Below are 24,672 nucleotides of genomic sequence, written 5' to 3' on the forward strand. Positions count from 1 at the left end.
CCAGCCATCATGCTGGCTGTCATGTCCGTTTCTGTTGGTCCTAGCTGAATGTTCTATCGCGAGTTTGAAGGTCCGTCACGTTCTCCTCAGGGTATCAGCAGCAGCTTGCCGATCGTGCGTCGGCTTGCAATGTCAGCGTGCGCTCGTGCAGCGTCTGCCAGGGGATAGCTTCCACCGATATTGACCTTGAGCGACCCATCTTGGATCCAGTCGAAAAGCTGCTGGGTGTGTGCGCGAAGAAGTTCGGGAGTTTGGATATGGTCTGAAAAGACGGCGTAGCCGATCTTGATGCTTTTCGGCAGGCTCATGATGTCCAGCGCGCCAGGTCCTCCGAGCACCGGGCCATACCAACAAAATGTGCCTGACCGGCGAAGAGCGTCGAGCGAACCCTTGAAGGTCCTGGGTCCGGAGCCGTCATAGACGACATCCACGCCTTTGCCGTCCGTCAGGCGCAGGACTTCTTCAGCGAAGACTCCCTCCGTGTCCACGACAACGGCCTCGGCCCCTGCCTGCTTGGCAATTTCGACCTTGTCGCGGGACGAAACGCGACCAATAACGCGCCCGCCTCTTAACTTGATGATCTGTGTCAGCAACAGGCCGACACCGCCAGCTGCAGCATGGACGAGTGCCGTGTCCCCTGGGCGCACGGGATAGAAATCGGTCGCGAAGTGGCTGGCGGTCAATCCCTGCATCATCAGCGAGGCCGCGGTTTGGTCGTCGATAGATTCAGGGATCTTCACGAGCGCCGTCGCCGGGATGGAAATGCGTTCCGCGTAACTTCCCGGGGCGTAAACCCAGGCGACGCGATCGCCGGCAGAAAACCCGGTCACGCCTTCACCGGGAGCAAGCACGTGGCCGGCTCCTTCGACGCCCAGTACTTTAGGATTTGCGGTTTCCGTCCAAGCCATACCTTGGCGAACACCGATGTCCATGAAGTTCACGCCTGCCACAGCGATCTCGACTAGAACATGTCCGGGCGTTGCGACTGGCTCCGGATGGTTCACGACCTCCATTACATCGGTATCCCCGATGCCGTTCATAACAACAGCTTTCATCCGTATTCCTTTATTGACTGATTGTTCCAGAATTGGGTAAAATTTTTTGCTGCTACACAATCGCGCGGAGGGCCAACTGCCCGAGCGATGCGAGTTGGTTGCGGCCGGCTCCTCCGCGCGCAGCGACACGAATTCCAGTGATACTGGCAAAGAGGAAATCAACTACGGCATCTGCCGCCAATGAGTTATCCACGTCACCTGTCTCCTGCGCCTGTCTGACCCGTTCGCTTGCTGCATGTCTTAACCGATGATCGGCGGCGCGATGCACCTCTGCGAGGTCTGGGCGACTCTGGCCGAATTCGCAGATTGAATTGATACCGAGGCAAGCCTGGTTTGCGGTCGCTACGACCCGATTGATCATCGCTGCAATGCCGTCAATAGCTCGCGGCTTGCCGCGCAACATCGCGATATGCGCATCAGTTTCCTCGGATGCGTAGCGTTGCACCGCGAGCCGATACAGCGCCCACTTGTCCCCGAAGGTGTCATAAAGGCTCTGTCTGCCGATTTTCATCGCCTGCACCAGCATTTCGGTCGACGTGCCTTCGAAGCCATGCTCTCGAAATACACCGACTGCTGCATCCAGTGCCTTGTCGCTGTCGAACTCTTTGATCCTTGCCATGGAAGCCAAATAGAAATTCTGGAATGATCTGTCAAGAATGAATTTTTCGCGGCAAAGTGCATGCCATCGGCGCGGATTAGGTCGATGGTTCGAATCCTTTCAAGGCGAACGACTGCAGCATTATTGCATTCAGGCCACGCTATCCACGTTAGCGCTTGCCGTTCAGCCGCTCCGCGTCTTAGAGGCGGCCGCAAGATTTCCGCTCGAAAAAGCGCTGCCAGGGGAGAGCACCATGCTCGTTTTGGAAGGCGCCTTTTGGATCATGTTCTTGCAGCAGCGCCAGGCGCACAGGAAAAGTAGCCGCCTCAGGGCGACGCGGTCCTTGGCGACTTCAAGTATTTGCTCGTCGTTCCCCTTCTATTGAACCTGTGCCGGACGCTGTTTGTCGGTCCAGGACGGCGGCATCCCTACCTGAGAGGCTGCGAAGTCCACCAAACCGGGTGACCGGCCAAATTTCTCGCAAGCAGGGTATTTGGGCTTTCCACCAAGACCGGACTTGATTCTCTGCGCAGACGGGATTTTAGGGAGTCCCTTGAAAGGTGTCTTGCCCGTGACGAGCATTTTGGAAAAATCACTGCCGAAGCCGGCCGCAAGTGAGTAGGCGTCGCCAATCTGCGAAACGCGCGCACTGGTGGTCACGAAGTTCGCTCCCTTTGCCCATACCATCGCACCCACTTGCTTGCCGTCTTTCGTCGTGGCTTCGGCCTCCACGGAAAGACCTCCAAGCCCCATGGGCAGCCTCGGGACGGGTACAGGAGAAACGAAGTTGGCTCCGAGCGATGTTGCAGTCGACAGGCCAGCCACGGTGGCATTGGTTGGCACGATGCGAGTGATGGTTGCCTGAACAACGAGATCCGCATCCTCTTTCCTCTCCACTACCTCGAAACGATCGCTGACGCCAACGCAGAGGGCGCGGCTGATGACGTTCGCCACCAAGGCTTGATCGGAAGATTTCTTGATGGATTGCGCCGCGGCCCCTGAAACCTTAGTCGGCTCGATGTAGATCGTTCTGGTTGCACCGAGATCGCTTGAGGCAACTTTATAATTTGCCTTGGTCAATCGCCCGTTGTTTGATGTCAAACCGTCATAGGATGTCAGCGAATTCGCCTGTTCGAGCGGCACAGCAGCGCACCCTCCAATAATCGACAAAAGGAACAGAGAAAGGAGAGCAATCGGTCGAGAAAACGGTTGGACGCCTGCCAAGCCAAGGCGGGGATGTGACATTTCGTGCTCCTGTTGGATGAGGGACGGCCGGTGCGGCTATCGCCACTGCGCTGTCTGTGTCGCTGTGAGCGTGTCGGTGAACGAAGGCCTGTCTTTCCATAGGCTGTCGCTTGCCATTTTTGCGTATCCGAGGTTGTAGACCGCACGCATGTAGTTGGTGTTGAATGGATCGGTCATGTTGTAGGCGACCTGCGTATCGATCGACGCCACACGGAACCGAATGCCGTTCCTTTGGGCATAGACGTAGGTGGCCACCAGCGCGCTGCGTGTCTGTGCCTTGATGAGAGAGGAATTCGCCCTTGCCATGACTGTAAACGTGTTGTTTGTGGTGGTGGAAAATTCAGACATCAGCGCGTTGTTGATGATAATGTACATGTTTAGCTTCACGCCCTTGGGCCACTCGACCTTGTCCGAATTAGCCATCCATCCCTCCGGAATCGTCAGGATTTGGGAGGCCGATCCCCCGTCTGAGTGCATTTCCTCGAACGACTGATCGCCTGATTTTGCTTTGATGAGCACTGCTGGATAAAGGCCGGGGATGCTTGCCGAGGCGATGACAATGTCGCGGAAAAGTTGTAGCGCGTCGGGCCGGCCGCTGTCGGCGATGGCGCCCATGTTCCAGATCACCGCTCTTTGGGAATCGAGGTTCGAGGTCAAAACAAGCAGGCGGCGTCCCTTGCGATGCTCCGCGGCGATTTTCGCCAGTATGTCATGCGTCAGGTACCGTTCGACCATTGTTCGAAGCGGCTTCTGCTTCAGGAGGCTTGCGCCCAGCAGACCCTGAGGCAGGAAATCTGCATTGACCAACTCCTTGGCAACGCCGCTTGTGTACAGGTCGACAAGGATGTCGTCATAGGCCGGGCCAAGAAAGGCATAAGGCGCAATTAGCGCACCCGTGCTGACGCCGCTGACGATGTCAAATTCGGGTCGCTGTCCCCGATCCGACCAGGCCTTCAGCGCCCCGACGCTAAACGCGCCTCCGGCGCCGCCGCCCGACAACACGAGATAGTTGATTTCCTTGTGTCTCGGGATGGGCAGCCACGCACGCGCCTCGGGCAGATTCCGACTCGTATCCGCATAGATACGGATATCGCCAAACCCCTCGATGCTGGCGGTCGCGGCAGCCTTCGGCCCATAGGCAATGCGGTCCGGCGCCATGCAGCCAGCAAGAAAAGCCAGCATGAAGATGGCTATCACGCGATGCACGGCTATCGCCTTGGGCCGGGCGAATGCTTGGAGGAAACGCTAAAGTCTCCACCGACCGTACAGCAGACATCTGCGCATGCTGCTTGCGGACTCCCTAATGGTCCGATGGTCCAACGCTGCGAACCCACCAGATAGCCTTTGAAATTCACTGCAATCTTCCTTCGAAATCGTGTCTGGCTGAATTAATTCAGGTTCGTCATTGCCTTGGATTTTTTATTGTTAAGAGTTGTTGCTCGTCCGTGACTGGCATGCCATTGGCGAAGACCAGCACCTCATGCGTTGCCGCGGTCAGTTCGCTATGTCTGTTGCGCAATGAGCCCGTATTCCGCCCAATTTGCCGGGAGCAGGGCAGGCCTCATACCCGCTGCACGTTTTCACTCGTGATCCGCGTCGATGGTCAGATGGCGGCTGCAACCATCGCGGCCTCTATCTCTTGCCGTTTGACGGCGGTTTTGCATGGGCGGATGATAAAGATCGACTTTCATGACCAAGCTTCCCGATCTCGCGCGGACGACAAGAAGTCTTCTTGAAGATCAATGGTTGAACTGCTGAACTGGCCGGACTTGGGCTGAGCCCGGCCAGTTTACTCTCGGACAAATTGGGGCCATCCGCCCGAGATAGACGACGGCAAGGAGCATGCCTTGCGAAGACCTTGAATACCCCAATAGGTTCGCAACATCCGATCGCTATCGAATCCTAAGTCAGTTGGAATGCCGATCCTGAGATCGCTCCCTGTCCATTAAACGCAGCTGGTAAACCTTCGGGTTCGCCAACGCCTTTTCAAAAGGGAAGACGAACAAGAACTGGCAGGACTCCATTGCTTTGTCCGGCTTCGATGAGCTCAAAGACCGGCCACGGGACAAGGAAAACAGAACCATCGCGTAGCGTCCTGAGAAAGTTTCGGGGTTTTATTTCCAGTTCGTCCGTGTCGCGCCAGAGGGATGGCCTCGGAAGCAGCCTTGGTGTCGAAGCAAGATAGTCTTGAAAGACTGTCCCAAAACGCTCCTGCAGGAACTTCTCTTCCTGAGCGACGGTTGCCGTAAATACGATGAGGGCTGTCGCGACGAAAATTAGCATCGCCAAGATACTGCCCGTTTGCGCCCCAATACCAGCGATCCCCACCAGACTGAAGAAGTAGAGTGGATTGCGCGTTACAGAATATGGTCCGTCCATGACCAAGGTGACACTTTTCCGTCCGCCCACGTATAGCGTCGACCACATGCGCCCGAAAATCGCGACAAATGTTGCGACGAGACCTGCCGAGGCCAAAATCGTGTGAGCCAAGCCATCGCTCGGCCAAGACGACTGACTGATACAGACACCCCCAAAATATAAGAATGCGAGACTTCGAAGGATGTTGATGCGGGTGAGTTGGACAGTGGAAAGCGAAACAGCGCTCACTGGTCTGCCTCAAAAGTTTGCTGCCCTCTAGCCGTGCCCGTAGCTTCTGGTGCCGAGGCGTAGCGGTTGTCCGCCTGGCTAAACCAGCACCCGATCCCGATCCAGGTACCGACGAGGTATGGACCAAGAGTTCCCACAAAAACGCTGGCGGTGGAGAAAACACATCGCAAAACAAGGTCAGCGACGCCTGTTTCTCTCATTCCGATTGCTGGAAGAAGAACATAGGACGGCAAGACTGGAAGAGACCTCCCCATAAGCGAGGCGAGGTAGACGCTACTGAGGTCAATTGTTTCCAGCAGCCTGTCAACCGCTTGGCTTGGATATAGAACACACATACGGCTCGCTCCTGAGGGCTGAAGTTTCGATTACCCAGATAGGCGGAAGACGTATTTCTGTGTTTTAAGACATGTTAAGTTATGCTGCGGTGACCGCGTGCGTTGAAGCGCATCAACCAGTCACGCACGGATCTGCAAGCAGGGTCACGCTGGCCCGGCCGGCCAGTTCTGCGCGTGAGCCACCATCACAGATCGACGCAAGCGCCAGGACGCCTTTTGGGAATCCCGAGAGTCAACATCAGAGATTTGGTATTGGTCATTCCCTTGGTTCCCGACGGTTTGGTCAACGGCAAAGCTTCGGCAAGTCATCGCTGTTGAACGACGATCGGCGCACGGCCTTGATACAAGCCAATCGAAACCAGCGCGCGAATGGTCTTCTGCATGCCGCCGATGTGACGAGAGCAACGGCTGCCACGTCGCTTGTCGGCCGAGCGTTCCCGTGAGATAGAGTTGCTTTGCCACCGGACCGCTCATTGAATCGACTACCTCCCCTTGGCGAGAGCCTTTCGACCGAGGGCTTCTCCTTTCGCAGCGGCTGCCATGCTGCTTTGGTGTTGAACAACCTGAGCCGGCGGCAATTGTATCGTTACTCGCAGTCCATGCGGCAATATGTTCTCAAGTAACAACGAGCCACCGTGGCTTTTTACGATTTCGTCCGCAATCGAAAGCCCCAGACCGAAGCCGCTGTTGGAATCTCGTGACCGGGCTTCGTCGGCCTTGAAGAAGGGCTCCAGGACTTTGTGTTGGAGCCCTTCTTCAAGGCCGGGACCGTTGTCGCTCACAATGATGACCGCTCCACCTTGCGGACTATTGCGCAATTCGACAGCTACCTTGGTGCCGAACCTTACCGCGTTCTCCGCAATGTTGGTGATAGCGCGTATGAGAGCCTTTTGTTGACACAAGTATCCAAACCGCTCAGGTCCGCAGTGGATTACATTGTGCCCGAGATCACAAAATTGCGACACGATCGTCCGCAGGACACTTGAAATATCAACCTTTCGAAGCGGTTCGGCCGTAGCAGTGCTACTTAAATACTGAAGGCTTTCCTCGATCATAGTGGTGAGATTGTCGATATCCGTCAGCATCGCTTCCCTTGAAGCGGGGTCCTTCGAGCGCTCCGCGCGCATTCGCAGTCGTGTCAGAGGCGTCCTAAGATCGTGGCTCACAGCCGTCAGCATCCGCGTGCGATCATCGACCATTTTTCGAATACGGTGACGCATGTTGTTGAGCGCCGTCGCAAGCGTGCGAAGTTCCTTGGCGCCCTCGGCGGTGAACTGTTCTTCTTCGTTACCGTCGAGACGCAGTCTCTTTGCCGCGTCGGCAAAGCGAACCAGAGGCGACGTTATCATGCGACTTATATAGAGCACCAGGAGGAGCATCGGCAGCATCAGGATGCTGGCTTTGGCGATGAACTCGACGACTGCGCTGAAAGATGAGGGGGAAATATCGGCACCGGCGAACCCGATTACGAGAGCACGCAGCGCATCAAGGCGCACCGCAAGTGTGCTGTGTCCCTCGCCATCCGAAGTGTTTTCAAGCACTACCACTTCAAAATCGGCAGGCAGGACGTCTTGTAGCTCATCCGAGATGAGATGGTCGTCCGTTTGACGCGCCTCTTCCCTACTGACATCGCTCCATGGCAGAATCTTCAATTCGAGACCGCTGGAGGTGCTTGCCCTCACCAGATTCTCGACTTCGCCGTCATTTCTGGCGCTTCTGACTTGATTCACAAGCAACTCGATTTGAGCGCCTTTGACCATAAGGATTTTTTCATTTTGGAAAATGAACGGCTCGGGTAGAACCGCGATAATACAGATAACGATCAACGGAACAGGAATCGATGCGAACACGACGAATTGTGTTCGTATGGACGCCTTGCGGAAGCGATCAATCATGGTGCTATCGCAACCTCCGGAGTAAAGACGTACCCGCCAAGGCGCACAGTTTTGATGAATGTCGGATCTTTGTAATTCGGTTCGATTTTCTGCCGGACACGACTGACGTGTACATCAATGCTGCGTTCAACAGGTCCCGCAGAGCCGGCGTGGGTGAGGGCAAGTATTTCCTGGCGGTTCATTACCTTTCGGGGATTCTGGCAAAACACCAGCAGTACATCAAACTCCGCCGTCGTGAGCGACACATGAAAACCGTCACGGTCAGTTAATTCTCGGGTTACCGGGTCAATCCGCCAGCCCGCAAACGTCATCGGTTCCTGCTTTGGCTTGACTTGCGCTGAATACGACGATCGACGCAGAAGTGCCTTTATTCTCGCCAAAAGTTCCCTGGATTTAAACGGTTTTGTGACATAGTCGTCGGCGCCCAATTCCAATCCAACGACCCTGTCTATCTCTTTCGTTCGCGCGGTAAGCATGAGGATGGGTATTGTATCAAACGCCCTGATTCTCCTGCATATGCTGAAACCGTCCTCACCTGGCAGCATTCCATCCAGGACCATAAGGTGAAATTCGTTCATTTTTAGCACGCGGTCCATTTCAATCGCCGATCCGACTGCCTCGGCGGCGTAACCTGCCTCCGTCAACAGATCGATCAGCATGCCCGCGATATCCCGATCGTCCTCGACGACAAGGATTCGGGATGAAACTTGAGTAGGAACGTTGTAAACGATGTTATTCATAGGCTTGGCCATTTGTGTCGGGATCCGATTATTAGTTAGCCCGTTTCACAGTGTGGTTGTCAGCAACAATTGTGTTTAATTTTGTTGCTGCGGTTCCACCACTGACAAACCCCGCTGCGTTTAAACCGGCGGTTACCCGTCCACATCTGCCGCGAACGTGCTTCGCGAAAGTTCCTCGGAACTTCACTCAGCGGTTGGAGAGCGAGCCATCGCCTAATTTGATCAGTGCTTTGGCAAAGACGCCGACGCTGCGTCCACTGATAGCCGTGGAGAGCGGCTTACCATTCACGAGTACGGACCGGTTGATCGTACTGATGCTGGAGCAGTTCATCGCCGTGGATCGCGGTTCTGCCAAAGCAAGAAGGTATCCCGTCAGCACAGTCTAGCTATTCGCCTACGGTTTGATGGGATGACAACCGTCAACGGTGACATGGGCTGTTCCATCGCCGATCGCAAAAATCCAAATTTTACCGCTTCAGCACCCAGATGGTCCTACCGTTCTGAGAAGCCGCAACGCCGGTTTTGGTTCGCGTCAATTGAAGGCATCTTTCTTCCCCTCCAGGTTGTGGTCTTATGCAAATGCCGTCCGGAACAGCCCTCCACATCGGGTGTATGCTCACCGCGCTATCGCTGATCCTTCCGCCACCATCCGGGCGAAACACAAGTACGTTCGAAACCCTTCGTTTGACGACGTACATCTCCCAGGGTTTGCCGTCGCAGATGACGCCAGCGAGATTTTCTTCGGCTTGGACGGGTTCATTGAAAAAAACCCCTGCGATAACGAGCAACGTTATGCAAAATCGGTGAGGAGAGCGGTCGTTAGGCAAGCCTACTGGGGACATCACGTGGTCCTTTGCGAGAGGACAACCGCTTCACGACGGAACATCCGCTTCAAAAGCAGCAGGAAGTCGTCGACGAAGGTGAATATGACGGGGATAACGACGAGGCTGAGGACGGTCGATGTCATCAGGCCGCCGATGACGACGATCGCCATCGGTTGACGGAAGCTCGCATCGCCGCCGCTGAGGCTCAAGGCCACCGGAAGCATGCCGCCGCCCATGGCGATCGTCGTCATGACGATCGGGCGAGCGCGCTTATGGCATGCGTCGACCAGGGCGTCGAAGCGCGAGAGACCTGCGCGCCGTGACATGATCGCATATTCGACCAGCAGGATCGAATTCTTCGTCACCACGCCCATCAGCATGAGCAAGCCGATCAACACAGGCATGGAGAAGCTCGTGCCAGTCAGTACCAGCGGCAAGAGGGCGCCGCCCAGCGCCAGCGGAAGCGCCATGAGGATTGTCAGCGGCTGGAGAAAGTCATGGAAGAGCAGCACCAGAACGGCATAGATGCAGGAGACGCCGATCGCCATGGCGATGGCGAAATTGTCGAAAAGCTCGGAGCTGCGCTCGAGTTCGCCCTGCTCGACAAGCTTGACGCCGTCCGGAAGGTTCTGAAGGGCGGGCAGCCCCTGCGCTTCGTGATAAACGTCGCCGAGAATGCGGCCGTTGAGTTCGACCGACAGCATAACGTTTCGCGAGCGGTCGATGCGGCTGATCTCCGACGGGGTGGCCCCGATGCGGATGTCGGCGACCGAACCGAGATCGACGCTCCCCCTTGCGCCGGCAACGCGGAGATTGGCGATGTCGCCGAGCGTGGTCCGGTTGCCGGGATCGAACCGGACGCGGATGGGAAGCTGACGCTGTGGCAGGTTGAGCTTGGCGAGCGAGGAGGAATAGTCTCCGCTCGTGGCCACGCGAACCGCCTCGGAAATCGCTTGTGCCGTGACACCGAGGGCAGCGGCGCGGTCGAGGTCCGGGACGATCTGGACTTCCGGGGCCTGCAGGGAGGCACTGGAGGCCACCGCGCCGATGTCCTCGAGGGTGCGCAGTTGCTCTTCGAGCGCGGCCGTCGCCTGGTCAAGTGCATTCGAATCGTCGCTTGCGAGCGTGATGTCCAGCGTCGTACCGTCGCCGCCGGTGCCCACCTCGATCCTGACGCCCGGGAGAACGGCGAGCGCCTGGCGGATGTCGTTTTCGATCTCGGCCTGTTTGCGGTCGCGTTCGCCGATCTTCTTCAGATCGACGACAAGCGAGGCGGTCGCCGAATTGATGGTCATGGAGGAATCGATCAGGTCGCTCGACGAGGCGTTTCCGACGGCGGAGAACACACGCTTCACGTCCGTCAGATCGGAAACGATATCTGCCGCCCGCTGCGTCATGGCGTCCGTCTGCCCGATCGTGCTGCCGGGCTGAAGCGTCAGCGTGACCTGCGTCTGCGCATCGTCCGATGCGGGCAGGAAACCGGAGCTGAGCATGGAGATCGTCGAGAGCGAGACCCCGAGGAATATGCAGACACCGAGGATGGTCAGCTTGCGATAGCGCAGGCAGTTTTTGACGAGGGCCATGTAGGCACGCATGATCGGGCCGTCTCTCACCTCGACTGGATGCCCTTTCATCAGGTAGGCGGCCATCATCGGCGTTAGCAGGCGCGCGACGACCAGTGAGGCGAGAACCGCCACGGCTGCCGTGACGCCGAACTGGCGGAAAATCAGGCCCGGAATACCGCTCATAAAGGCGGTCGGCAGGAAGACCGCGACGAGCGTCAAGGTCGTGGCGATGACGGCAAGGCCGATCTCGTCGGCGGCTTCGAGCGCAGCCTCCTTCGGCGGTTTTCCCATTTGCAGGTGGCGCGCGATGTTCTCGATCTCGACGATGGCATCGTCGACGAGGATGCCGACCACGAGTGAGAGCGCGAGCAGCGTCACCGTGTTGAGACTGAAATCCGCAAGATACATCACGAGAAAAGTCGGGATGGCCGAGAGCGGCAGCGCCACCGCCGAAAGCAAGGTCGCCCGCCAGTCGCGCAGGAAGAGCCAGACCACCACGATCGCCAAGATAGCCCCCTCGTAGAGCATGTGCATGGAGCCCTCGTAGTTTTCGATAATCGGCCCGACCGTGCTGTAGGCCTCAACAATCTCGACATCGGGGTTGGCGGCGGCAAAGTCCTGCATAGCCACTTCGATGGCGGCCGCGACGCCCGTATCCGAGAAGCCGTTCGATCGTTTAACCTCGACAGCGATCACGGGTTCGCCATCGAGATAGGCGATCGACGACCTGTCGGCAAAGCTGTCCGTTACCGTGCCGATCTCGTCCAGCCGCACCAACTCGCCGCTAGGAAGCGGGATTGTGAGCGCCTTCAGTTCCTCGATCGAGGAAACCGCGCCGAGCGTGCGGATCCCCTGCTTGGCTCCGCCGATCTCCGCGCGGCCGCTCGAGGCGTCCGACTGCACGGATTTGAGCTGAGAGGAAACGGTAGCAGCGCTGAGGCCGAGCGCGCTCATGAGCTGGGGGTTGAGGTGGATGTGCACTTCACGCTCGATGCCGCCGATCCGGCTGACCTCGCCGACGCCGGATACGGAGAGCAGGGCCTTCGTCATGTCGTTGTCGATGAACCAGGAGAGTTCCGTCTCGTTGAGGCGGGCGGACCGCACCGCATAAGTAAGGAGAGTGGAGCCCCGCACTGTCACCTTCGTCACGCCCGGTGTCTGCATCACGGAGGGGAGGTCGCCGCTGGCGCTGTCGATTGCATTGCGCACTTCCTTCAGCGCTTCCTCGCTGTCCTTTCCCAGCTGGAACGAGACATTGATGGAGACCGACCCGTCCGTGATAGTCGTCGTGATGTGGTCGAGGAGGCTCAGCGAGGCGAAACTGTCTTCGATCTTTCGTGCGACTTCTGTTTCTAGCTGGGCTGGTGCTGCACCTTCGAGCATGGCGCTGACCTGGATGGTCGGCAAGTCCATGTCGGGGAAATTCTGCACCGCGAGCCGGTCGAAGGCGATCAGGCCGCCGACGGTCAGCAGGATGAACAGGACTATGGCGGGAACCGGATTGCGGATCGAGCAGGCGGAAAAGTTCATCGCGATTCTCCCTCTTCGAGCTGGACGAGCGCGTCTCCGGTCACCCGGACGAAGGCCTTGTCCGAAAGGAAAGCGCCGCCCGTCATCACGACCTCGGTCGAGCGGTCGAGGCCCGAGAGGATTTCCACTTCGCTGCCATTGCGGCGGCCGGTTTCCACACGAACGCGTGACGCGCGCTTGTCTGCATCGACGGTGAAGACGTAAGCGATGCCGTCACGCAGGACGAGCGCCGTCTCGGGCACGGCGAGCGCCGCCGTGGTCTCAAGCTCGATCTGGCCGGTGACGTAAAGGCCGATGGGCAGATGTGCCTCCGCCGGCAGCGCCACGTAGGCGAGCGCCCGTCCGGTATCGGTGCTGACCGTCGGTCCGACAAGACGAACGGTACCCTTGACGCGTCGGTCACCGGGCCCAACGATCGTGGTGGTAAGACCTTCCCTGATGCGAGGCAAATAGCGTGCCGACACTTCCGCCTGCCATTCGACGCGCTGCTGGCGGATGAGGCGGAACAGCTCCGTGCCTGAGGATACAACGGCGCCGAGCTGGGCCGAGCGGGATGTGATCAACCCGTCGTCGGCGGCCAGGATAGTCGTCTGGGCAAGCTTGATTTTCTGGCTTTCCAGCAAGGCTTCAGCAGATTCGATACCCGCGATCGCCGTCTGCTCTGCGATCAGATATTCGTTGATCTTCTCGTCCGAAAGCGCGCCGCTTCCCTGCACCTTGCGTGCCCGATCGGCATTTGCCCTGGCCTTGGCGAGGTCTGCCCTGGCACCTGCCAACGCGGCCTCTTCCTTGCGCAGCTCGGCGCGTACTGTCTCGTCGGCAAGCCGAACGAGGGGCTGCCCCCTCGAGACGACCGATCCGACATCGACAAGGACATCGGTCACACGCAGGCCATCGATTTCCGCGGCGATGATCGCTTCGTGCCAAGGCTTCAGCCAGCCACTGGCCGGGACCGTTTCGGGCCATCGGCGTTCCACCGGCGTTGCTACGGCGACGGTAAGCGCTGCCGCCTCGTTCTGTTGCGCGAACGAAGGCTCTGCGATGGGAACAAGATTCACACCCAGGAAAAGGGCAGCAAGAAGGGGGCTCGCTCGCATGGGAGCTGGTTTCCTTTATTCTTTAATTCCAAGGGCGGCGTGGTCACGTCCCAACCGCCACCGCGTGTTTTGTTGAGGGCAATTCGGCAGCGCACCGAGCCGCGGTGGATCTAGCTGAGCGAAACTTCGGTCGATTACGCGGAACGCCGGCGTACTTGCGGTCGCGAAGGTTCGCGCCACCCGCCTGCCAGTTCGCACCCACGGCGTTAAAATAGGCGCGGTAGTTGCGCGCCGCGACGGTGGCGTTGCAGATCCGCCGTCGCGCGCTGTCGATCCGCACCAGCGCGGTTTCGACTTCGGCGACTGCATCCAGAACGCCGGATTGGTAGGCGGCTGCCGACACGTCATAGGTTGATGCCGCGCTTCGCACTGCTGCGCGTCGTGAGCCGCCGTTGAAGAGCGGGAGGCCGAAGGACCAGGGCCTAGAATTTGTAACCGACAATCAGCATCGTAGATGGCTGCACGTCGTTCTGAACGATCGGGCTGTCCTTCGCGTCGCCAGTCAGGAAGCCGACACCTGCCTGACCGCGAATAACCCAGTTCTCCGTCGCCATGTAGGTTACGGAGGCTTCGATATCGAAGCGCTTGAGCCCTGCGCTTGCCTCATATTGCCGCAACCCGGATCGTGCAGACTGGGCAGCGGTTACCCCAAAGTAGCTTTCCATATGATTGTCGTCGGCAATTGTCGCGGAGGCGCCAGCAGAAAAGATAAAGCGATCATAGTGATGAGAAACATTTGCGCCGACCTCACCGAGCAGACCGTCGCTGCCGCCGATCGTCTTGTCGACAGAAGCGTAGAGTTCCACCGGCCCTAATTCATATGAGAGCTGCGCTCCGATGACGGCTCCAGCGTCGATGTCGCCCAAACCTTTGAGGTGATCGGAATCATCTTCATCGCGCCCGCCGCCCATGTCGTAACCGCCCTTCACCAAGAACTTAAAACCGTTAGAGTTGAGGACATCGACTGACAACCCGCCCGGATCGACCGTGAGGCGGCCGAAGGTTGCGGAAACCATGGGAATGGGGACGAGTTCGAATTCGTCCGATCCTTCGAATTTCGGCGCATATATGGCTCCGGCGCCGACCATAACGTCCCAGTCGGAAAGCTTCTGGCGTATGCCACCGAATCGTCCCGTGTCGAAGTTCGCAGTCGCGGGGATAGCTGCCTCTTCACCCTCGTAAGGGTCGGCGGCGCGTGCCTGGGCTAGGGGGCAAGCAACTACTGCGAGCCCCGCAGCTATGGCGACACGTCGTGGACGATTTGAAAAGGTCTTGGTCAATGACATTCGAATTGGCTCCTGGATCCGATAGAGAGTTTCAGCGCGAAGTGTGAAACCCGATGCGCCGGGCTCTCGCGGTCGGACTGTCCCAGACGACGTCGTTAACTTGGGTTTTGTGATGTTAAGAAATGTTGTCCAGATCGATGCCGCTGACCCGCGGGCTTAGACAGTCACATTATGCGTCCGCCCCCTCGATTTGTTTTGTTTTGTTTCGGTATCCTACGATGCCTTTGAACGGCTGACCGATTAGTCGCATGGGCATGTCAGATATCTTGCCACATGGATCGGGCTTATGAGCGACAAATATATGGGCCATTGGGTCCCGCCTACTCGTTAGACCCGGTCAGCGGTCCCCGCAACAAAACCGAATAAAACCAAACACAATATAGCACTGGCAAAGGCTAGATTCTCTTCATCGCCGCATGAGGAACTCGCCATGCTTATAGAAAGCATTCGACCCAAGAAAATTCTTGTGTTTCTGCCTCAGGCGGCGGCCAATGTGATTGTCACAAAGCTGGCTGAGCGTGGGTATGAATCCGTCGCCGTATCGACGGTTCCGGAGGCTTTTGATGTACTCCGTTCGGAGCATTGTTCCTTCGCTATAACGACGCGACCGGATATCGATCTCCTGCGCAGCATTCGCCCCATACCAGTGGTCAATCTTGAGATTTTCTTCCACGCAGAGCCTTCCGGCGATGGTCCATTGATAATGTCAAAACGGTTCGACGGCAGCGCATTCATGAAACGTATAGAGTTCCTTGTTCAGCCTACGGCTACAAGAGCTGAACCAGCCGGGGTCGAGCAGGCAAAGGGTGAAAGGATGAGAGAACGCAAAGCGCCCCGATGGTGGACCGCGGCAAAGGTTATGTTGGGTTTGCAGCGCCAGCGAGAAGAACTTGCCTGACGCAGGCGCGTTGCTAGGCCAGGTCGGAATGACCACAATGGGTCGGTACTTGACCTTCGCGGCGGGCCGCACGGCATTGGGAGCCGGTAATCATAGTTCACTCTCCGACTGTAAACAGGATCGCCTTTTCTATGACATTACCGGCAACTGCTAAAACCTTCAGCTTGTGCTGCCTATCATCCCGTGCGGTCCAGTTCATCGTCTGACCGGCTGTCAGGCCGAGAAGGGCGGTTCCAATGGGGGTGAGGACCGATATCTTTCCTTTGAAATTTCGGCGTCTATCGGGAAAACAAGCGTCACTCTCCGCCCATCTCCGGTATCCGTTTCATACTTTACCATCGATCCCATGCCCACGACGTTTCCAGGCACAGAGACGTCGGCTACCACGCGCGCGCGTTCGAGCTCGAGCAAAAGACCGTCGGAAATTTCGGGAAACCGCGCAGCCGCGGCGAGCGCAAGATTGGTCAACCGCTCGTAATCTGTCTCGCCAATCATGATCGACGGTTTTCGTGGGTTGTTGATGTGTTTTTTCATCTCATCGTCACTCCAGTTTGCGGCATGGTTTGTGATGGGAACGCGTGCATCGCTCTCGGGTCACTGTCGAGGATTGCCATCACCTCGTCAGCGGACCGTGCCAGTCGAAGCCCCTCCCGAATCCGAGGTGTCGCAACCAGCCGGCACAGTTGGGCGAGCGCGGGCAGGAAGGAGACCGCGGCAGAGCGGGGCCACAGCAGGGTGAACACCAGGTCGACGGGATCGCCGTCAGCGCTGTCGAAATCTATGGGAGGGGCCAATTGTGTGAACGACGCAAATGGAACGGAGATGGAGTGGAACGCCGCATGCGGGACGGCGATGCCACGACCAATGCCCGTCGAGCCGAGACTCTCACGCTTCCACAGCCCTCGAAGCACCACCTGAACATCAAAGCCGGATCTGCGCGCAATTTTCGCAGCGATCTTGGACAGTGCCGAGTGCTTTCCCTTTGTCGCAAGGTCAAGGGTAATATCTTCTTCTGATAGGTTCCTGATAATCATTGTAGTCGCCTCTAAGCCGAGCGCGCGCGAGTGCGAACAAAGTGCGCTTGGCACTCCGTCTGCAACGGTGTCGCATTGAATTGAGATGCTGGCAGACCCGGACGCGATGCGAACGGAACTCGCGTCCGGGCTAGAGGCCTGCTTTGAGGCGCCGTCGTTCTCGTGAGTGAACGAAAATATTCATAATAGCTGAAACATGGGGAGAGAATTTTTGAAATCAAGCTTGCAGTCACTAAACGGGGATCGGGCTTGGATTCGCAAGATCTCGTGTTGCACTCCTTGGTGACAAGCAGCGGCGATGAAACCGAGACCTTTAAGAAAATGCAGAAAAACTGCACTGAAATCCCAGTTTATTTCGTTGGACTAATATTATCCCCTCGTTCTTGAATAGCTGTACGCGATTGGTCGTGCGAGCAGCACATTGGCTGCCGGTATCTGCGGCGATCGCGAGTTTGAACGAAAAAGAGATCCTCCGATGAAAAAGTTTGTCCTCGCACCTGTCCTGACACTGGCCAGCTCGTTTTGTGCTATCGCGGCAGATGAAGTCGCAAAAGCTCCGCCGGCCGCCCCCTTTCAGCAGGTTAGCAGGCTGGTGAAGTTGCCCGACTTCCTGCCGGGCATCGGCCAACTCTTCGTCGATCCCGCGACACTGCCGGCGGGTCCATTCCTCGCATATGGTCGCGACGGAAGGCTTGTCAGCACGATCTATATGCTGCCAACCAAGGATCTCAACCCCGACAAGTCATTCGATAACCTTGCAGCGCCGGACGGGAACGTCGACCATGTCGACGTCTACTACAATGCCGGCCATCCAGGCGTGGAAGAGCCGCATGTCCATGTGGTGCTGTGGCATGTCGCAGCGGCCAGCGAAGCGAGCGTCGCCAAATGACGGTCGCGCGGCGTGACGTGCTGAGCTTGGGCGGTGGCCTCGTCGCCGCCGTTTCCCTCTCCCGACGAGATGTGCGGGCGGAAGAGGTGGTGGAGATTAGGATGAAGGGGCGCGCCGATGGCTCGCAAGTCTGGTTTGATCCGATCGGTGTTCTAATCAAGCCGGGTCAGATGGTGCGCTGGATCAACTATAACCCAGGCAATTCGCATACGACGACGGCCTATCATCCAGCAAACTTCGGAAAGCCGCTCCGGATTCCTGAAGCAGCAAAATCCTGGGATTCAGACTACCTCCTGCCGGAGGAGAGCTTTTCGAATACCTTCACCGAGCAAGGGGTGTATGACTATTTGTGCATTCCGCATGAGCACGCCGGAATGGTCGGTCGCATCATCGTCGGAGAACCAGAACCACATGGCGGCTGGATGGAGCTGGTCGCTGCAAGCCGTGGAGTGCCGGATGAGGCCCTCAAGGCTTTCCCAATGGTCGAAGAGATCATGGCGAAGCGGATAGTCCGTCGCGTTTAGCAGACAGTTTTGGCGGCGTCGAGATGAAGGCAATACGGACGGGAACGGAGATCTCCTGACGCCGTCGGTGAACCAGAAGGGTGACAGACGTGGCGTTTCCGAAGGAGATTTTGCTGCAATCGCAGGGAGAGCGTAGCGGTCGCACACATGTATACCAACAGCGCGAACGCGCAATGCATCGGCTTGCGTCCTTGGGCGAGATGACCGGTGGTATTGCGCATGATTTCAGAAACCTCCTGGCGGTCATCGAATCCGGCCTGAGGCTGGCCGAACGAAAAGCTGACCAGCCGGAGAGCGTGCGCACCTATCTCTCGGCGGCGCGGCAAGGCGTCGATCGGGGCGTCGAACTGGCATCCCAGTTGCTCGACTTTGCAAATCATAAGGAACTCGTCGTCCAGACACACGACTTGAATGAGCTCGTCAAATCTTCCGAGCCGTTCCTCAGATATGGTGCGGGACCAAACATCCGTGTCAGGCTTGAGCTTGGTTCCGATGTCCCGAGCTGTCAAATCGATCCATCCTTGTTCGACGCCGCCGTTCTTAATCTTGTCTTTAACGCTAGGGATGCCATGCCAAGTGGTGGGGAGATTTGGATCGCAACGGATCGGCCTGAGACAGATTCTATGCCCGGACAACTCGCGCCGTCCTATGCCCGCCTTCGGGTCAAAGACCAGGGCTGCGGCATGGCGCCGGAAATTTTGGAAAAGGTGCTGGACCCTTTCTTCACCACGAAGGGCGAAAACGGAACTGGAATGGGATTAGCGCAGGTGCACGCGTTTATGCAAATGGTCGGGGGCCATCTGCGCATTGCCAGTGAGCGAGAAATTGGGACAACCGTTGATCTCCTGTTTCCATCGACCGAAGTCGTTGATTAGACCTCGGCGTTTCCTTCAGAGACCGCGCGTAACCCCGCGAGGGCGGGGCCCACGACGCTCTGATCGCCGTTTGCAGACCTCACCGCGTAAACCGGATATGAGTATTGCGGCATTTCGGGTACGAGGTGGAGCTGCCCCGCGGCGATGTGCGGCTCGACCGCACTCATCCTGAAATAGCCGGAGCCTCCGCTCGCAAGAACATAGCTCAGCCCCAGGGGACCGAGATCGAACGAGAGGTCCGGTGTAACATCCGGGAAATTCATGTCGTGGTGCAACTCGAAATCCGGCCCCCAATCCATATAGACGTAGTTGGTCTCCTCCAGGGCGCGCGCTTCAGGATCGGTTGTCACAAGCACCAGCTTTTCTTCCATCAGCAGGTCTATTTTCAGGCCGGGTCGATGCTGGGGCGCATACATGATCGCTACATCAACCATTCCGGAGGCGACCTGATTAATCAAATCCTGGGGCACATCGACATGTACACGAAGCGCGATATCGGGAAGGAAGCGACGTATCCATCTAACCCAAGTCAGGAGAAGAGGTTGTGCCAGGGTGACTTCGCTGCCAACCGTCAGCACCGCGCGACGGCCTACGGGCACCGCGACCTGTTGGCGAGTGCGCTGCCACAATTGGACGAAGGTCGGCGCATGGCGCAGGAACTGCTCACCGGCCGGAGTGAGGGCTGCTCCGCCTTTATTCCGAATGAACAGCGACCGGCCAAGCAGCTGTTCGAGGTTGCGAATTCGCGCGCTGACAGTCGTCTGGGCAACGTTCAAGCGTTCAGCGGCGCGAATAAAACTTCCCGTTGAAACTATTTCCAAGAAGGTGCGGGCGAGCTCAATGTCCATCGAAATATAGCATAAAAGTTGCGCTTAAATGTCAATCAAAATCGTTTGTTGAATAGTGAACCACGCGGTAAGCTTTAATGAATTCCGCGAACAACACGCGCGGGTGCTGCGCGTCGCCAGTTGACCAGAAGCTCGCCCTCAGCTCGTTCTTACAGCTGGCAGGAACCGGGGGTGCCGCCGAGGAGGGCCGGCCTAGTTGCAGGACGTTTTATCGATGCGCAAGCAAGATCTCTCTGAGAACAATCGCATCGTTGTGCGCCTCGTCGTGAGCCGCGTAAACAAGTGTCACCCGCCCTTTGAGGGCCAGGTCGCGCAATCGTTCAAATTCTTCGCGATGCTCCTTGATCTCCGCGGAATATCGCCGCCGAAATTCCGCCCAACGCTCTGGGTCGTGCCCAAACCATTTCCGCAACTCAGTGCTTGGTGCCAGGTCCTTCGCCCAATAGTCAATTGCCGCGTCGGCCTTCTTGACACCGCGCGGCCACAGTCGATCAACCAACACCCGTTTGCCGTCGTCAGCCGTAGGGTTTTCATATGCGCGCTTCAGTTTCACGTTGTCCGCGGAGATTTTGTCGCTCATCGACGTCGCTCCTCTGCTGCCATACTTCAAAAACATAGGGCGCCCGGTCACACCTGCGACATCCAAGTCGTCTCGAGCAAACCAGCGTGAGGGAGCGCGCCGCCCTCACTTGAAACGATTTCTGGGAGAAAGACGATGAAGTTCTTTGTGGACACAGCCGACATTGCCGAAATTCGCGAGCTTGCTGCCGCGGGCGCTCTCGACGGAGTGACCACCAACCCTTCGTTGATTGCAAAGACGGGCCGACCAATCCGCGAGGTGATCAGGGAAATTTGCGAGGCGATCGATGGTCCCGTCTCCGCAGAGGTCACCGCGACCGACTTCGACGGCATGCTTGTCGAGGGCGATCGATTGGCCAGCATTGCAGAGAATGTTGCGGTCAAGGTACCATCCACCTGGGACGGCTTCAGGGCTTGTCGGGCACTCAGTGAGCGCGGGCTGAAGGTCAACGTCACCCTCTGCTTTTCAGCCAACCAAGCATTGCTCGCGGCCAAGGCCGGTGCGGCCTATATCTCACCATTCGTCGGCAGGCTGGATGACCTTGGCCTGGATGGTATGGAAGTCGTTCGAGAAATTCGAGCGATCTATAACAACGATACATCCTTCATCACGCAGATCCTCGCGTCCTCAATTCGAACGCCTCTGCATGTCAAGCAGGCCGCGTTGGCAGGGGCGGATATTGCGACCGTACCACCGGGAGTGCTCAGGAATCTTGCCAAACACCCGCTCACCGAGAAGGGGTTGACGTCTTTCCTTGCCGACTGGGGTAGGACGGGGCAAACGATTCTTTAGACCGCCTGATAATTGGATGACGCAGCAGCAAAATTGCACAGAACAAGTGATTAAATTCGTTTGCTTAACACTCGCAACGGCAACAAACTGCCGGGTGATATCAAAGGCGCGGCGACCCGAATACAGTCGCCTCTACCCGCAGAGGCGGATGCCGTCTCGATAGCCAAGGAGAAGAAAATGGCTCCTGAACACACAGACACAATTGGGCCGGATCTGACGCGAGGTATCGGAATCGCCGATCTTCCCGACGGCAATAAGCTGGTCGGCCATTGCGGCGATGCGCGGGTGCTGCTTGTACGCCGCGGGGTGGAGATATTCGCCGTTGACGCACACTGCACGCACTACAACGGGCCGCTCGTCGACGGTCTGGTGACCGGCGACACTGTCCGCTGTCCGTGGCATCACGCATGTTTCGACTTGAGGACAGGTGAGGCTCTGCGCGCGCCCGCATTCAGGCCACTGGCATGCTGGTCGGTAGAGCAGCGCGACGGAAAGATCTTCGTGGTCGGAAAGCGTAAGCGTGCAGAACCTTCACCTTCATCAAGGAAGGGTTTGGTCGAAGCTATGCCCGAGAAGGTCGTCATCGTCGGTGGCGGTGCGGCCGGCTTTGCCGCGGCGGAGAGACTGCGACGAGAACAATATCCCGGCAGTATTGTCATGCTCAGCGACGATGAAGCGCCCCCAGTTGATCGGCCCAACCTTTCAAAGGACTACCTTTCCGGCAAGGCGCCGGAGGACTGGGTCCCGCTGCGGCGGGAGAGCTACTATTCAAAAAACCAGATTGACCTGCGTCTCGGTGCGCAAGCGATTCGCATCGATCCGCGCGCCCAAGAGATCGCCCTCGCTGACGGAGGCTCGATCCCCTACGACAGGCTGCTGCTGGCAACCGGTGCAGAGCCGGTTCGCCCGAACATTCCAGGTGCCGATCAGCCGCATGTCCATACGCTGCGCTCGCTTGCCGACTGCCGGGCCATAATTGACCAAGCCACGACTGCCCGCCGCGTTGTCGTGCTTGGCGCCAGTTTTATCGGCCTCGAAGTTGCCGCGGCGCTGCGATCCCGCGGTATCGAAGTCCACGTCGTCGCACCCGACAAGCAACCACTGGGGCGGATTCTGGGTCCGCAAATGGGCGACTTCATCCGGACTCTTCACGAGGAGAACGGAGTCGTTTTTCACCTCGGGGAGATCGCGAGCAGCATTGATGGCAACGACGTGAAACTTCGCAGCGGTGGTATGCTAGCCGCAGATTTCGTTGTCGCCGGCATCGGCGTACGGGCCCGGACCATGCTCGCCGAAACCGCGGGGCTGACAACTGACCGCGGCGTGCTCGTGAATGGTTTCTTAGAAACCAGCGCGCCTGGAATCTTCGCCGCCGGTGACATTGCGCGGTGGCCTAATCCCCATAGCGGAGACAACATTCGCGTCGAACATTGGGTGGTCGCCGAGAGGCAGGGGCAAACTGCGGCACTCAATATGCTCGGCCATAGCGAAAAGTTCGCAGCCGTGCCGTTCTTCTGGAGCCAGCACTACGACGTCAGGATCAATTATGTCGGCCATGCCGAACGATGGGACGAGATCACGGTGGAAGGCGACATCGCCGCCAGGGACTGTCAGCTGCGCTTCAAGTACGGCGGACGTGTAGTGGCTGCCGCTTCGATTTCCCGCGACATCGAAAACCTGATGATCGAGGTGGCAATGGAGCATGACATGGCGGCTAGCTGACGAAGCAGGCAGCAACATGGCTCGCAATGTCGGGTAGAGAAACGGACCTGAGCTTATGTCAACTTGCCCGAACACGGCGTCGGAGTGCATACGGTTGCACCCCACGGTTTCAAGGGATCGGTTCCGGCAGAGGGTGAAATGAACCTATGCCTCCGCAACTCCGTGCTCGGCGCAAGATCTTTCAGCCAACGCGCGGCCAAACCCGATCAACCAGCACCCGCGTGCCGCCGGCGGCTGTCGGGCGCTTTGCCCGTTTTCAGCCTTTGCGGTTTCGCTGCATATTTTTCACTCATCGATCGCGCTCTCACACCATCCGGTCTGCAAAACCACTCCATTGTTCAAACGATCGCACGATCCCAGCCGCCATAGTGTTCCTGGCTGCGTTTGCCGCGCGGTAGGCTCAGCCCGATCAAGACGAGACCAGCGGCAACATAGCCTGCGGTTCCGGCGCCATTTGCGCCCTCGAGCAGGAACGGCGACAACGCGATCCAGGCACCGAACGCAACGTTCAGCAAGCGAACGGAGCGGGCGACTTCGGCCATCGCTGTGACGGCGACCAGGATCACGATACAACCGGAGATATGGTCACTGAAATAGAGCGGAGTCTCTGTACCGAGAACGAGCGGAGTGACCATCAGAACGCCGCCGAGCGCCGCGCTGGCGACCAACGTCCATGGAAAATTGACTCCGCCGGTGACGAACTCGCGCAGGATTTCGGCAACAGGGCGATCGAGATCGGTTGTGGGCGTCTGGTTCTCCGAGAGCGCCGGGCCACCGCACCAGAAGGTCCGCCAGAACGGTTCTCCCGCCTTCGTGGCGCGATATAGAAACTGGCAACTCGCGAGTACCTCGTCGATCGAAAAGGGAACCATCACAATCGTGACGGCGGTCTGCACGATGCAGAGCGTGCAAAGCGCTCCTATCATCGGCGGTTGGATGATGATGAAACTGACGCTGACGACGCCGAGCGGGATGATCAACAGGCCAAAAAGCAACACCATCCATGGCATGGTGCGCCAGCGCCGGCGATCACCGATCGCGCCTGCCAAAAAGAAGTGAAAAAAATATCGGCACCGACAGAGCGAATTTCAAGGCTTCCAAAACTTACCGTACCTTACCTTGGGGTTCTCTGACGCTCGTGAAAGCAAGCCAATTTCGACGCCGGGATGCTGGCCGCGCTTTTCCTGGGCGCCCTTGAAAACTGAGAGGCTCATGGTCGGAGAAAGGCGATTCCGAAAGCGCTTTCTCCTGGGATTGCTAGGCCTCGAGAAGGAAAAGCTGGCGGCGGCGATTGCGGCAGAAGCGAACTTGATACCTGCTGCCGCTACCAACCGAGTAGACAGGTTGAGTGGTTTTCGGTCGGTCGACTGGGTCGCGGGCGCTGTTCTCGTACTCGCGACCCTCGTCGTCGGAGATTGGCCAAAGCCTGAGGCAAGGTAAGTCTGGTCCCGATTGCGCGCTGTCCATCTCGGACCGCGCTCCACTTCGATGGGCGCTCGCCGGCTCTCTCCACAGCTACTGTGGGGCCGATCGACGTGTCACTCCGCGCCTTGATGGTGTTCCGCGGCTTCGACATGCACGCCACCCTTCGTCGCGAGGTAGATTCCACTCCGCCTATGGCGGAGCGAAGCAGGCGGAAGCCTGAACGCGCTTTCCCGTTGCGCAGAAGTGAAGGCCGGGGCCATCGCCAGGTACGCCCGCATCCGGTAGTAGGGTGACGCACGGCCTTCGCG

At 58.0% G+C, this 24,672-nt stretch carries 23 protein-coding genes and 1 pseudogene; 7 read left to right on the forward strand and 17 right to left on the reverse strand.

Annotated features, from left to right (window positions below):
- Positions 1-86: 86 nt before the first annotated feature.
- From A3AY_RS0109030 to A3AY_RS0109070, 7 genes are all read right to left on the reverse strand, one after another.
- Positions 87-1,055 (reverse strand): zinc-binding dehydrogenase, encoded by a 969-nt coding sequence (locus A3AY_RS0109030; RefSeq protein ID WP_018325354.1) that lies wholly within the window; start codon positions 1,053-1,055, stop codon positions 87-89.
- A gap of 52 nt (positions 1,056-1,107) precedes the next feature.
- Positions 1,108-1,674 carry a TetR/AcrR family transcriptional regulator gene (locus A3AY_RS0109035; RefSeq protein ID WP_026203257.1) on the reverse strand — a complete coding sequence of 189 codons (567 nt, stop codon included), beginning with the start codon at positions 1,672-1,674 and terminating at the stop codon, positions 1,108-1,110.
- 357 nt (positions 1,675-2,031) lie between these two features.
- Positions 2,032-2,898, reverse strand: a complete 867-nt coding sequence (locus A3AY_RS0109045) for a DUF3313 domain-containing protein (RefSeq protein WP_083925931.1) — start codon at positions 2,896-2,898, stop codon at positions 2,032-2,034.
- A gap of 36 nt (positions 2,899-2,934) precedes the next feature.
- Positions 2,935-4,056, reverse strand: a complete 1,122-nt coding sequence (locus A3AY_RS0109050) for a patatin-like phospholipase family protein (RefSeq protein WP_245275892.1) — start codon at positions 4,054-4,056, stop codon at positions 2,935-2,937.
- 828 nt (positions 4,057-4,884) lie between these two features.
- Complete coding sequence (locus A3AY_RS0109055) at positions 4,885-5,388, reverse strand: methyltransferase family protein (protein WP_154663271.1); 504 nt, start codon at positions 5,386-5,388, stop codon at positions 4,885-4,887.
- A gap of 934 nt (positions 5,389-6,322) precedes the next feature.
- A complete protein-coding gene (locus A3AY_RS0109065) occupies positions 6,323-7,735 on the reverse strand; it encodes a sensor histidine kinase (protein WP_018325361.1) in 1,413 nt (470 codons plus the stop codon).
- Entirely contained in the window at positions 7,732-8,487 is a 756-nt protein-coding gene (locus A3AY_RS0109070) for a response regulator (protein WP_018325362.1), read from the reverse strand. Before A3AY_RS0109070 ends, A3AY_RS0109065 begins: the two co-directional genes overlap by 4 nt.
- A 254-nt stretch (positions 8,488-8,741) precedes the next feature.
- On the opposite strand from A3AY_RS0109070, the gene A3AY_RS41395 reads away from it, so the two are divergent.
- Positions 8,742-8,861, forward strand: a complete 120-nt coding sequence (locus A3AY_RS41395; RefSeq protein ID WP_420830248.1) for a DUF2274 domain-containing protein — start codon at positions 8,742-8,744, stop codon at positions 8,859-8,861.
- Between the two features lie 455 nt (positions 8,862-9,316).
- Here A3AY_RS41395 and A3AY_RS0109080 read toward each other — a convergent pair whose 3' ends face one another.
- Genes A3AY_RS0109080 through A3AY_RS0109095 form a run of 4 tightly spaced genes read right to left on the reverse strand, consistent with a single transcriptional unit; the run spans position 9,317 to position 14,777 of the window.
- The gene (locus A3AY_RS0109080; protein ID WP_018325364.1) at positions 9,317-12,394 is read right to left on the reverse strand and encodes an efflux RND transporter permease subunit; all 3,078 of its coding nucleotides are present in this window, start codon (positions 12,392-12,394) and stop codon (positions 9,317-9,319) included.
- The gene (locus tag A3AY_RS0109085; protein WP_018325365.1) at positions 12,391-13,491 is read right to left on the reverse strand and encodes an efflux RND transporter periplasmic adaptor subunit; all 1,101 of its coding nucleotides are present in this window, start codon (positions 13,489-13,491) and stop codon (positions 12,391-12,393) included. The genes A3AY_RS0109080 and A3AY_RS0109085 overlap by 4 nt, the downstream gene beginning before the upstream one ends.
- Before the next feature lie 43 nt (positions 13,492-13,534).
- Positions 13,535-13,933, reverse strand: coding sequence for a TolC family protein (locus tag A3AY_RS34855; protein WP_083925933.1), 399 nt, complete (start codon positions 13,931-13,933; stop codon positions 13,535-13,537).
- Positions 13,914-14,777 (reverse strand): MipA/OmpV family protein, encoded by an 864-nt coding sequence (locus A3AY_RS0109095; RefSeq protein WP_026203259.1) that lies wholly within the window; start codon positions 14,775-14,777, stop codon positions 13,914-13,916. Before A3AY_RS0109095 ends, A3AY_RS34855 begins: the two co-directional genes overlap by 20 nt.
- A 430-nt stretch (positions 14,778-15,207) precedes the next feature.
- Between A3AY_RS0109095 and A3AY_RS0109100 the strand changes: the two genes are divergently transcribed.
- Positions 15,208-15,675, forward strand: coding sequence for a hypothetical protein (locus A3AY_RS0109100; protein ID WP_018325367.1), 468 nt, complete (start codon positions 15,208-15,210; stop codon positions 15,673-15,675).
- A 97-nt stretch (positions 15,676-15,772) separates the two neighbouring features.
- Here the strand turns inward: A3AY_RS0109100 and A3AY_RS41160 are convergent, their stop codons facing one another.
- Genes A3AY_RS41160 through A3AY_RS0109110 form a run of 3 tightly spaced genes read right to left on the reverse strand, consistent with a single transcriptional unit; the run spans position 15,773 to position 16,709 of the window.
- Complete coding sequence (locus A3AY_RS41160; RefSeq protein ID WP_338053387.1) at positions 15,773-15,931, reverse strand: GreA/GreB family elongation factor; 159 nt, start codon at positions 15,929-15,931, stop codon at positions 15,773-15,775.
- Positions 15,889-16,209: a GreA/GreB family elongation factor gene (locus A3AY_RS34860; protein WP_338053386.1), complete on the reverse strand. Its 321-nt coding sequence runs from the start codon at positions 16,207-16,209 to the stop codon at positions 15,889-15,891. Before A3AY_RS34860 ends, A3AY_RS41160 begins: the two co-directional genes overlap by 43 nt.
- Positions 16,206-16,709 carry a PTS sugar transporter subunit IIA gene (locus A3AY_RS0109110; protein ID WP_018325368.1) on the reverse strand — a complete coding sequence of 168 codons (504 nt, stop codon included), beginning with the start codon at positions 16,707-16,709 and terminating at the stop codon, positions 16,206-16,208. The genes A3AY_RS34860 and A3AY_RS0109110 overlap by 4 nt, the downstream gene beginning before the upstream one ends.
- Before the next feature lie 475 nt (positions 16,710-17,184).
- Between A3AY_RS0109110 and A3AY_RS0109115 the strand changes: the two genes are divergently transcribed.
- The 3 genes from A3AY_RS0109115 to A3AY_RS0109125 all read left to right on the forward strand — a co-directional run bounded on the left by A3AY_RS0109115 (position 17,185) and on the right by A3AY_RS0109125 (position 18,997).
- Positions 17,185-17,598 carry a DUF5602 domain-containing protein gene (locus A3AY_RS0109115; RefSeq protein WP_018325369.1) on the forward strand — a complete coding sequence of 138 codons (414 nt, stop codon included), beginning with the start codon at positions 17,185-17,187 and terminating at the stop codon, positions 17,596-17,598.
- Positions 17,595-18,122 carry a plastocyanin/azurin family copper-binding protein gene (locus tag A3AY_RS0109120; protein ID WP_026203260.1) on the forward strand — a complete coding sequence of 176 codons (528 nt, stop codon included), beginning with the start codon at positions 17,595-17,597 and terminating at the stop codon, positions 18,120-18,122. Before A3AY_RS0109115 ends, A3AY_RS0109120 begins: the two co-directional genes overlap by 4 nt.
- A gap of 89 nt (positions 18,123-18,211) precedes the next feature.
- Positions 18,212-18,997 carry a two-component system sensor histidine kinase NtrB gene (locus A3AY_RS0109125; RefSeq protein ID WP_245275893.1) on the forward strand — a complete coding sequence of 262 codons (786 nt, stop codon included), beginning with the start codon at positions 18,212-18,214 and terminating at the stop codon, positions 18,995-18,997.
- Here A3AY_RS0109125 and A3AY_RS0109130 read toward each other — a convergent pair.
- Positions 18,994-19,845: a LysR family transcriptional regulator gene (locus A3AY_RS0109130; protein ID WP_018325372.1), complete on the reverse strand. Its 852-nt coding sequence runs from the start codon at positions 19,843-19,845 to the stop codon at positions 18,994-18,996. The two genes, A3AY_RS0109125 and A3AY_RS0109130, sit on opposite strands and share 4 nt — an antisense overlap.
- Positions 19,846-20,053: 208 nt before the next feature.
- Positions 20,054-20,425 carry a DUF488 domain-containing protein gene (locus A3AY_RS0109135; RefSeq protein WP_018325373.1) on the reverse strand — a complete coding sequence of 124 codons (372 nt, stop codon included), beginning with the start codon at positions 20,423-20,425 and terminating at the stop codon, positions 20,054-20,056.
- Positions 20,426-20,560: 135 nt separating this feature from the next.
- On the opposite strand from A3AY_RS0109135, the gene fsa reads away from it, so the two are divergent.
- Positions 20,561-21,217, forward strand: coding sequence for a fructose-6-phosphate aldolase (gene fsa / locus A3AY_RS0109140; RefSeq protein WP_018325374.1), 657 nt, complete (start codon positions 20,561-20,563; stop codon positions 21,215-21,217).
- 177 nt (positions 21,218-21,394) lie between these two features.
- Positions 21,395-22,939: an FAD-dependent oxidoreductase gene (locus A3AY_RS0109145; RefSeq protein WP_018325375.1), complete on the forward strand. Its 1,545-nt coding sequence runs from the start codon at positions 21,395-21,397 to the stop codon at positions 22,937-22,939.
- 338 nt (positions 22,940-23,277) lie between these two features.
- Here A3AY_RS0109145 and A3AY_RS0109150 read toward each other — a convergent pair.
- Positions 23,278-23,994, reverse strand: a pseudogene (locus tag A3AY_RS0109150) (SPW repeat domain-containing protein); the annotation flags it as partial.
- Between the last annotated feature and the right edge of the window lie 678 nt (positions 23,995-24,672).

The sequence above is a fragment of the Rhizobium giardinii bv. giardinii H152 genome (assembly GCF_000379605.1).
In the GTDB taxonomy this organism is placed as follows: Bacteria; Pseudomonadota; Alphaproteobacteria; order Rhizobiales; family Rhizobiaceae; genus Pararhizobium; species Pararhizobium giardinii.

Bases quoted from the DNA above. Each gene is read 5' to 3' on its own strand.
- A3AY_RS0109030 (WP_018325354.1), bottom strand. From the start codon at position 1,055: ATGAAAGCTGTTGTTATGAACGGCATCGGGGATACCGATGTAATGGAG.
- A3AY_RS0109080 (WP_018325364.1), bottom strand. From the start codon at position 12,394: ATGAACTTTTCCGCCTGCTCGATCCGCAATCCGGTTCCCGCCATAGTC.
- A3AY_RS0109045 (WP_083925931.1), bottom strand. From the start codon at position 2,898: ATGTCACATCCCCGCCTTGGCTTGGCAGGCGTCCAACCGTTTTCTCGA.
- A3AY_RS0109065 (WP_018325361.1), bottom strand. From the start codon at position 7,735: ATGATTGATCGCTTCCGCAAGGCGTCCATACGAACACAATTCGTCGTG.
- A3AY_RS0109085 (WP_018325365.1), bottom strand. From the start codon at position 13,491: ATGCGAGCGAGCCCCCTTCTTGCTGCCCTTTTCCTGGGTGTGAATCTT.
- A3AY_RS0109035 (WP_026203257.1), bottom strand. From the start codon at position 1,674: ATGGCAAGGATCAAAGAGTTCGACAGCGACAAGGCACTGGATGCAGCA.
- A3AY_RS0109070 (WP_018325362.1), bottom strand. From the start codon at position 8,487: ATGGCCAAGCCTATGAATAACATCGTTTACAACGTTCCTACTCAAGTT.
- A3AY_RS0109050 (WP_245275892.1), bottom strand. From the start codon at position 4,056: ATGGCGCCGGACCGCATTGCCTATGGGCCGAAGGCTGCCGCGACCGCC.
- fsa (WP_018325374.1), top strand. From the start codon at position 20,561: ATGAAGTTCTTTGTGGACACAGCCGACATTGCCGAAATTCGCGAGCTT.
- A3AY_RS0109100 (WP_018325367.1), top strand. From the start codon at position 15,208: ATGCTTATAGAAAGCATTCGACCCAAGAAAATTCTTGTGTTTCTGCCT.
- A3AY_RS0109130 (WP_018325372.1), bottom strand. From the start codon at position 19,845: ATGGACATTGAGCTCGCCCGCACCTTCTTGGAAATAGTTTCAACGGGA.
- A3AY_RS0109120 (WP_026203260.1), top strand. From the start codon at position 17,595: ATGACGGTCGCGCGGCGTGACGTGCTGAGCTTGGGCGGTGGCCTCGTC.
- A3AY_RS0109115 (WP_018325369.1), top strand. From the start codon at position 17,185: ATGAAAAAGTTTGTCCTCGCACCTGTCCTGACACTGGCCAGCTCGTTT.
- A3AY_RS0109095 (WP_026203259.1), bottom strand. From the start codon at position 14,777: ATGTCATTGACCAAGACCTTTTCAAATCGTCCACGACGTGTCGCCATA.
- A3AY_RS0109135 (WP_018325373.1), bottom strand. From the start codon at position 20,425: ATGAGCGACAAAATCTCCGCGGACAACGTGAAACTGAAGCGCGCATAT.
- A3AY_RS0109145 (WP_018325375.1), top strand. From the start codon at position 21,395: ATGGCTCCTGAACACACAGACACAATTGGGCCGGATCTGACGCGAGGT.
- A3AY_RS34860 (WP_338053386.1), bottom strand. From the start codon at position 16,209: ATGAAAAAACACATCAACAACCCACGAAAACCGTCGATCATGATTGGC.
- A3AY_RS0109110 (WP_018325368.1), bottom strand. From the start codon at position 16,709: ATGATTATCAGGAACCTATCAGAAGAAGATATTACCCTTGACCTTGCG.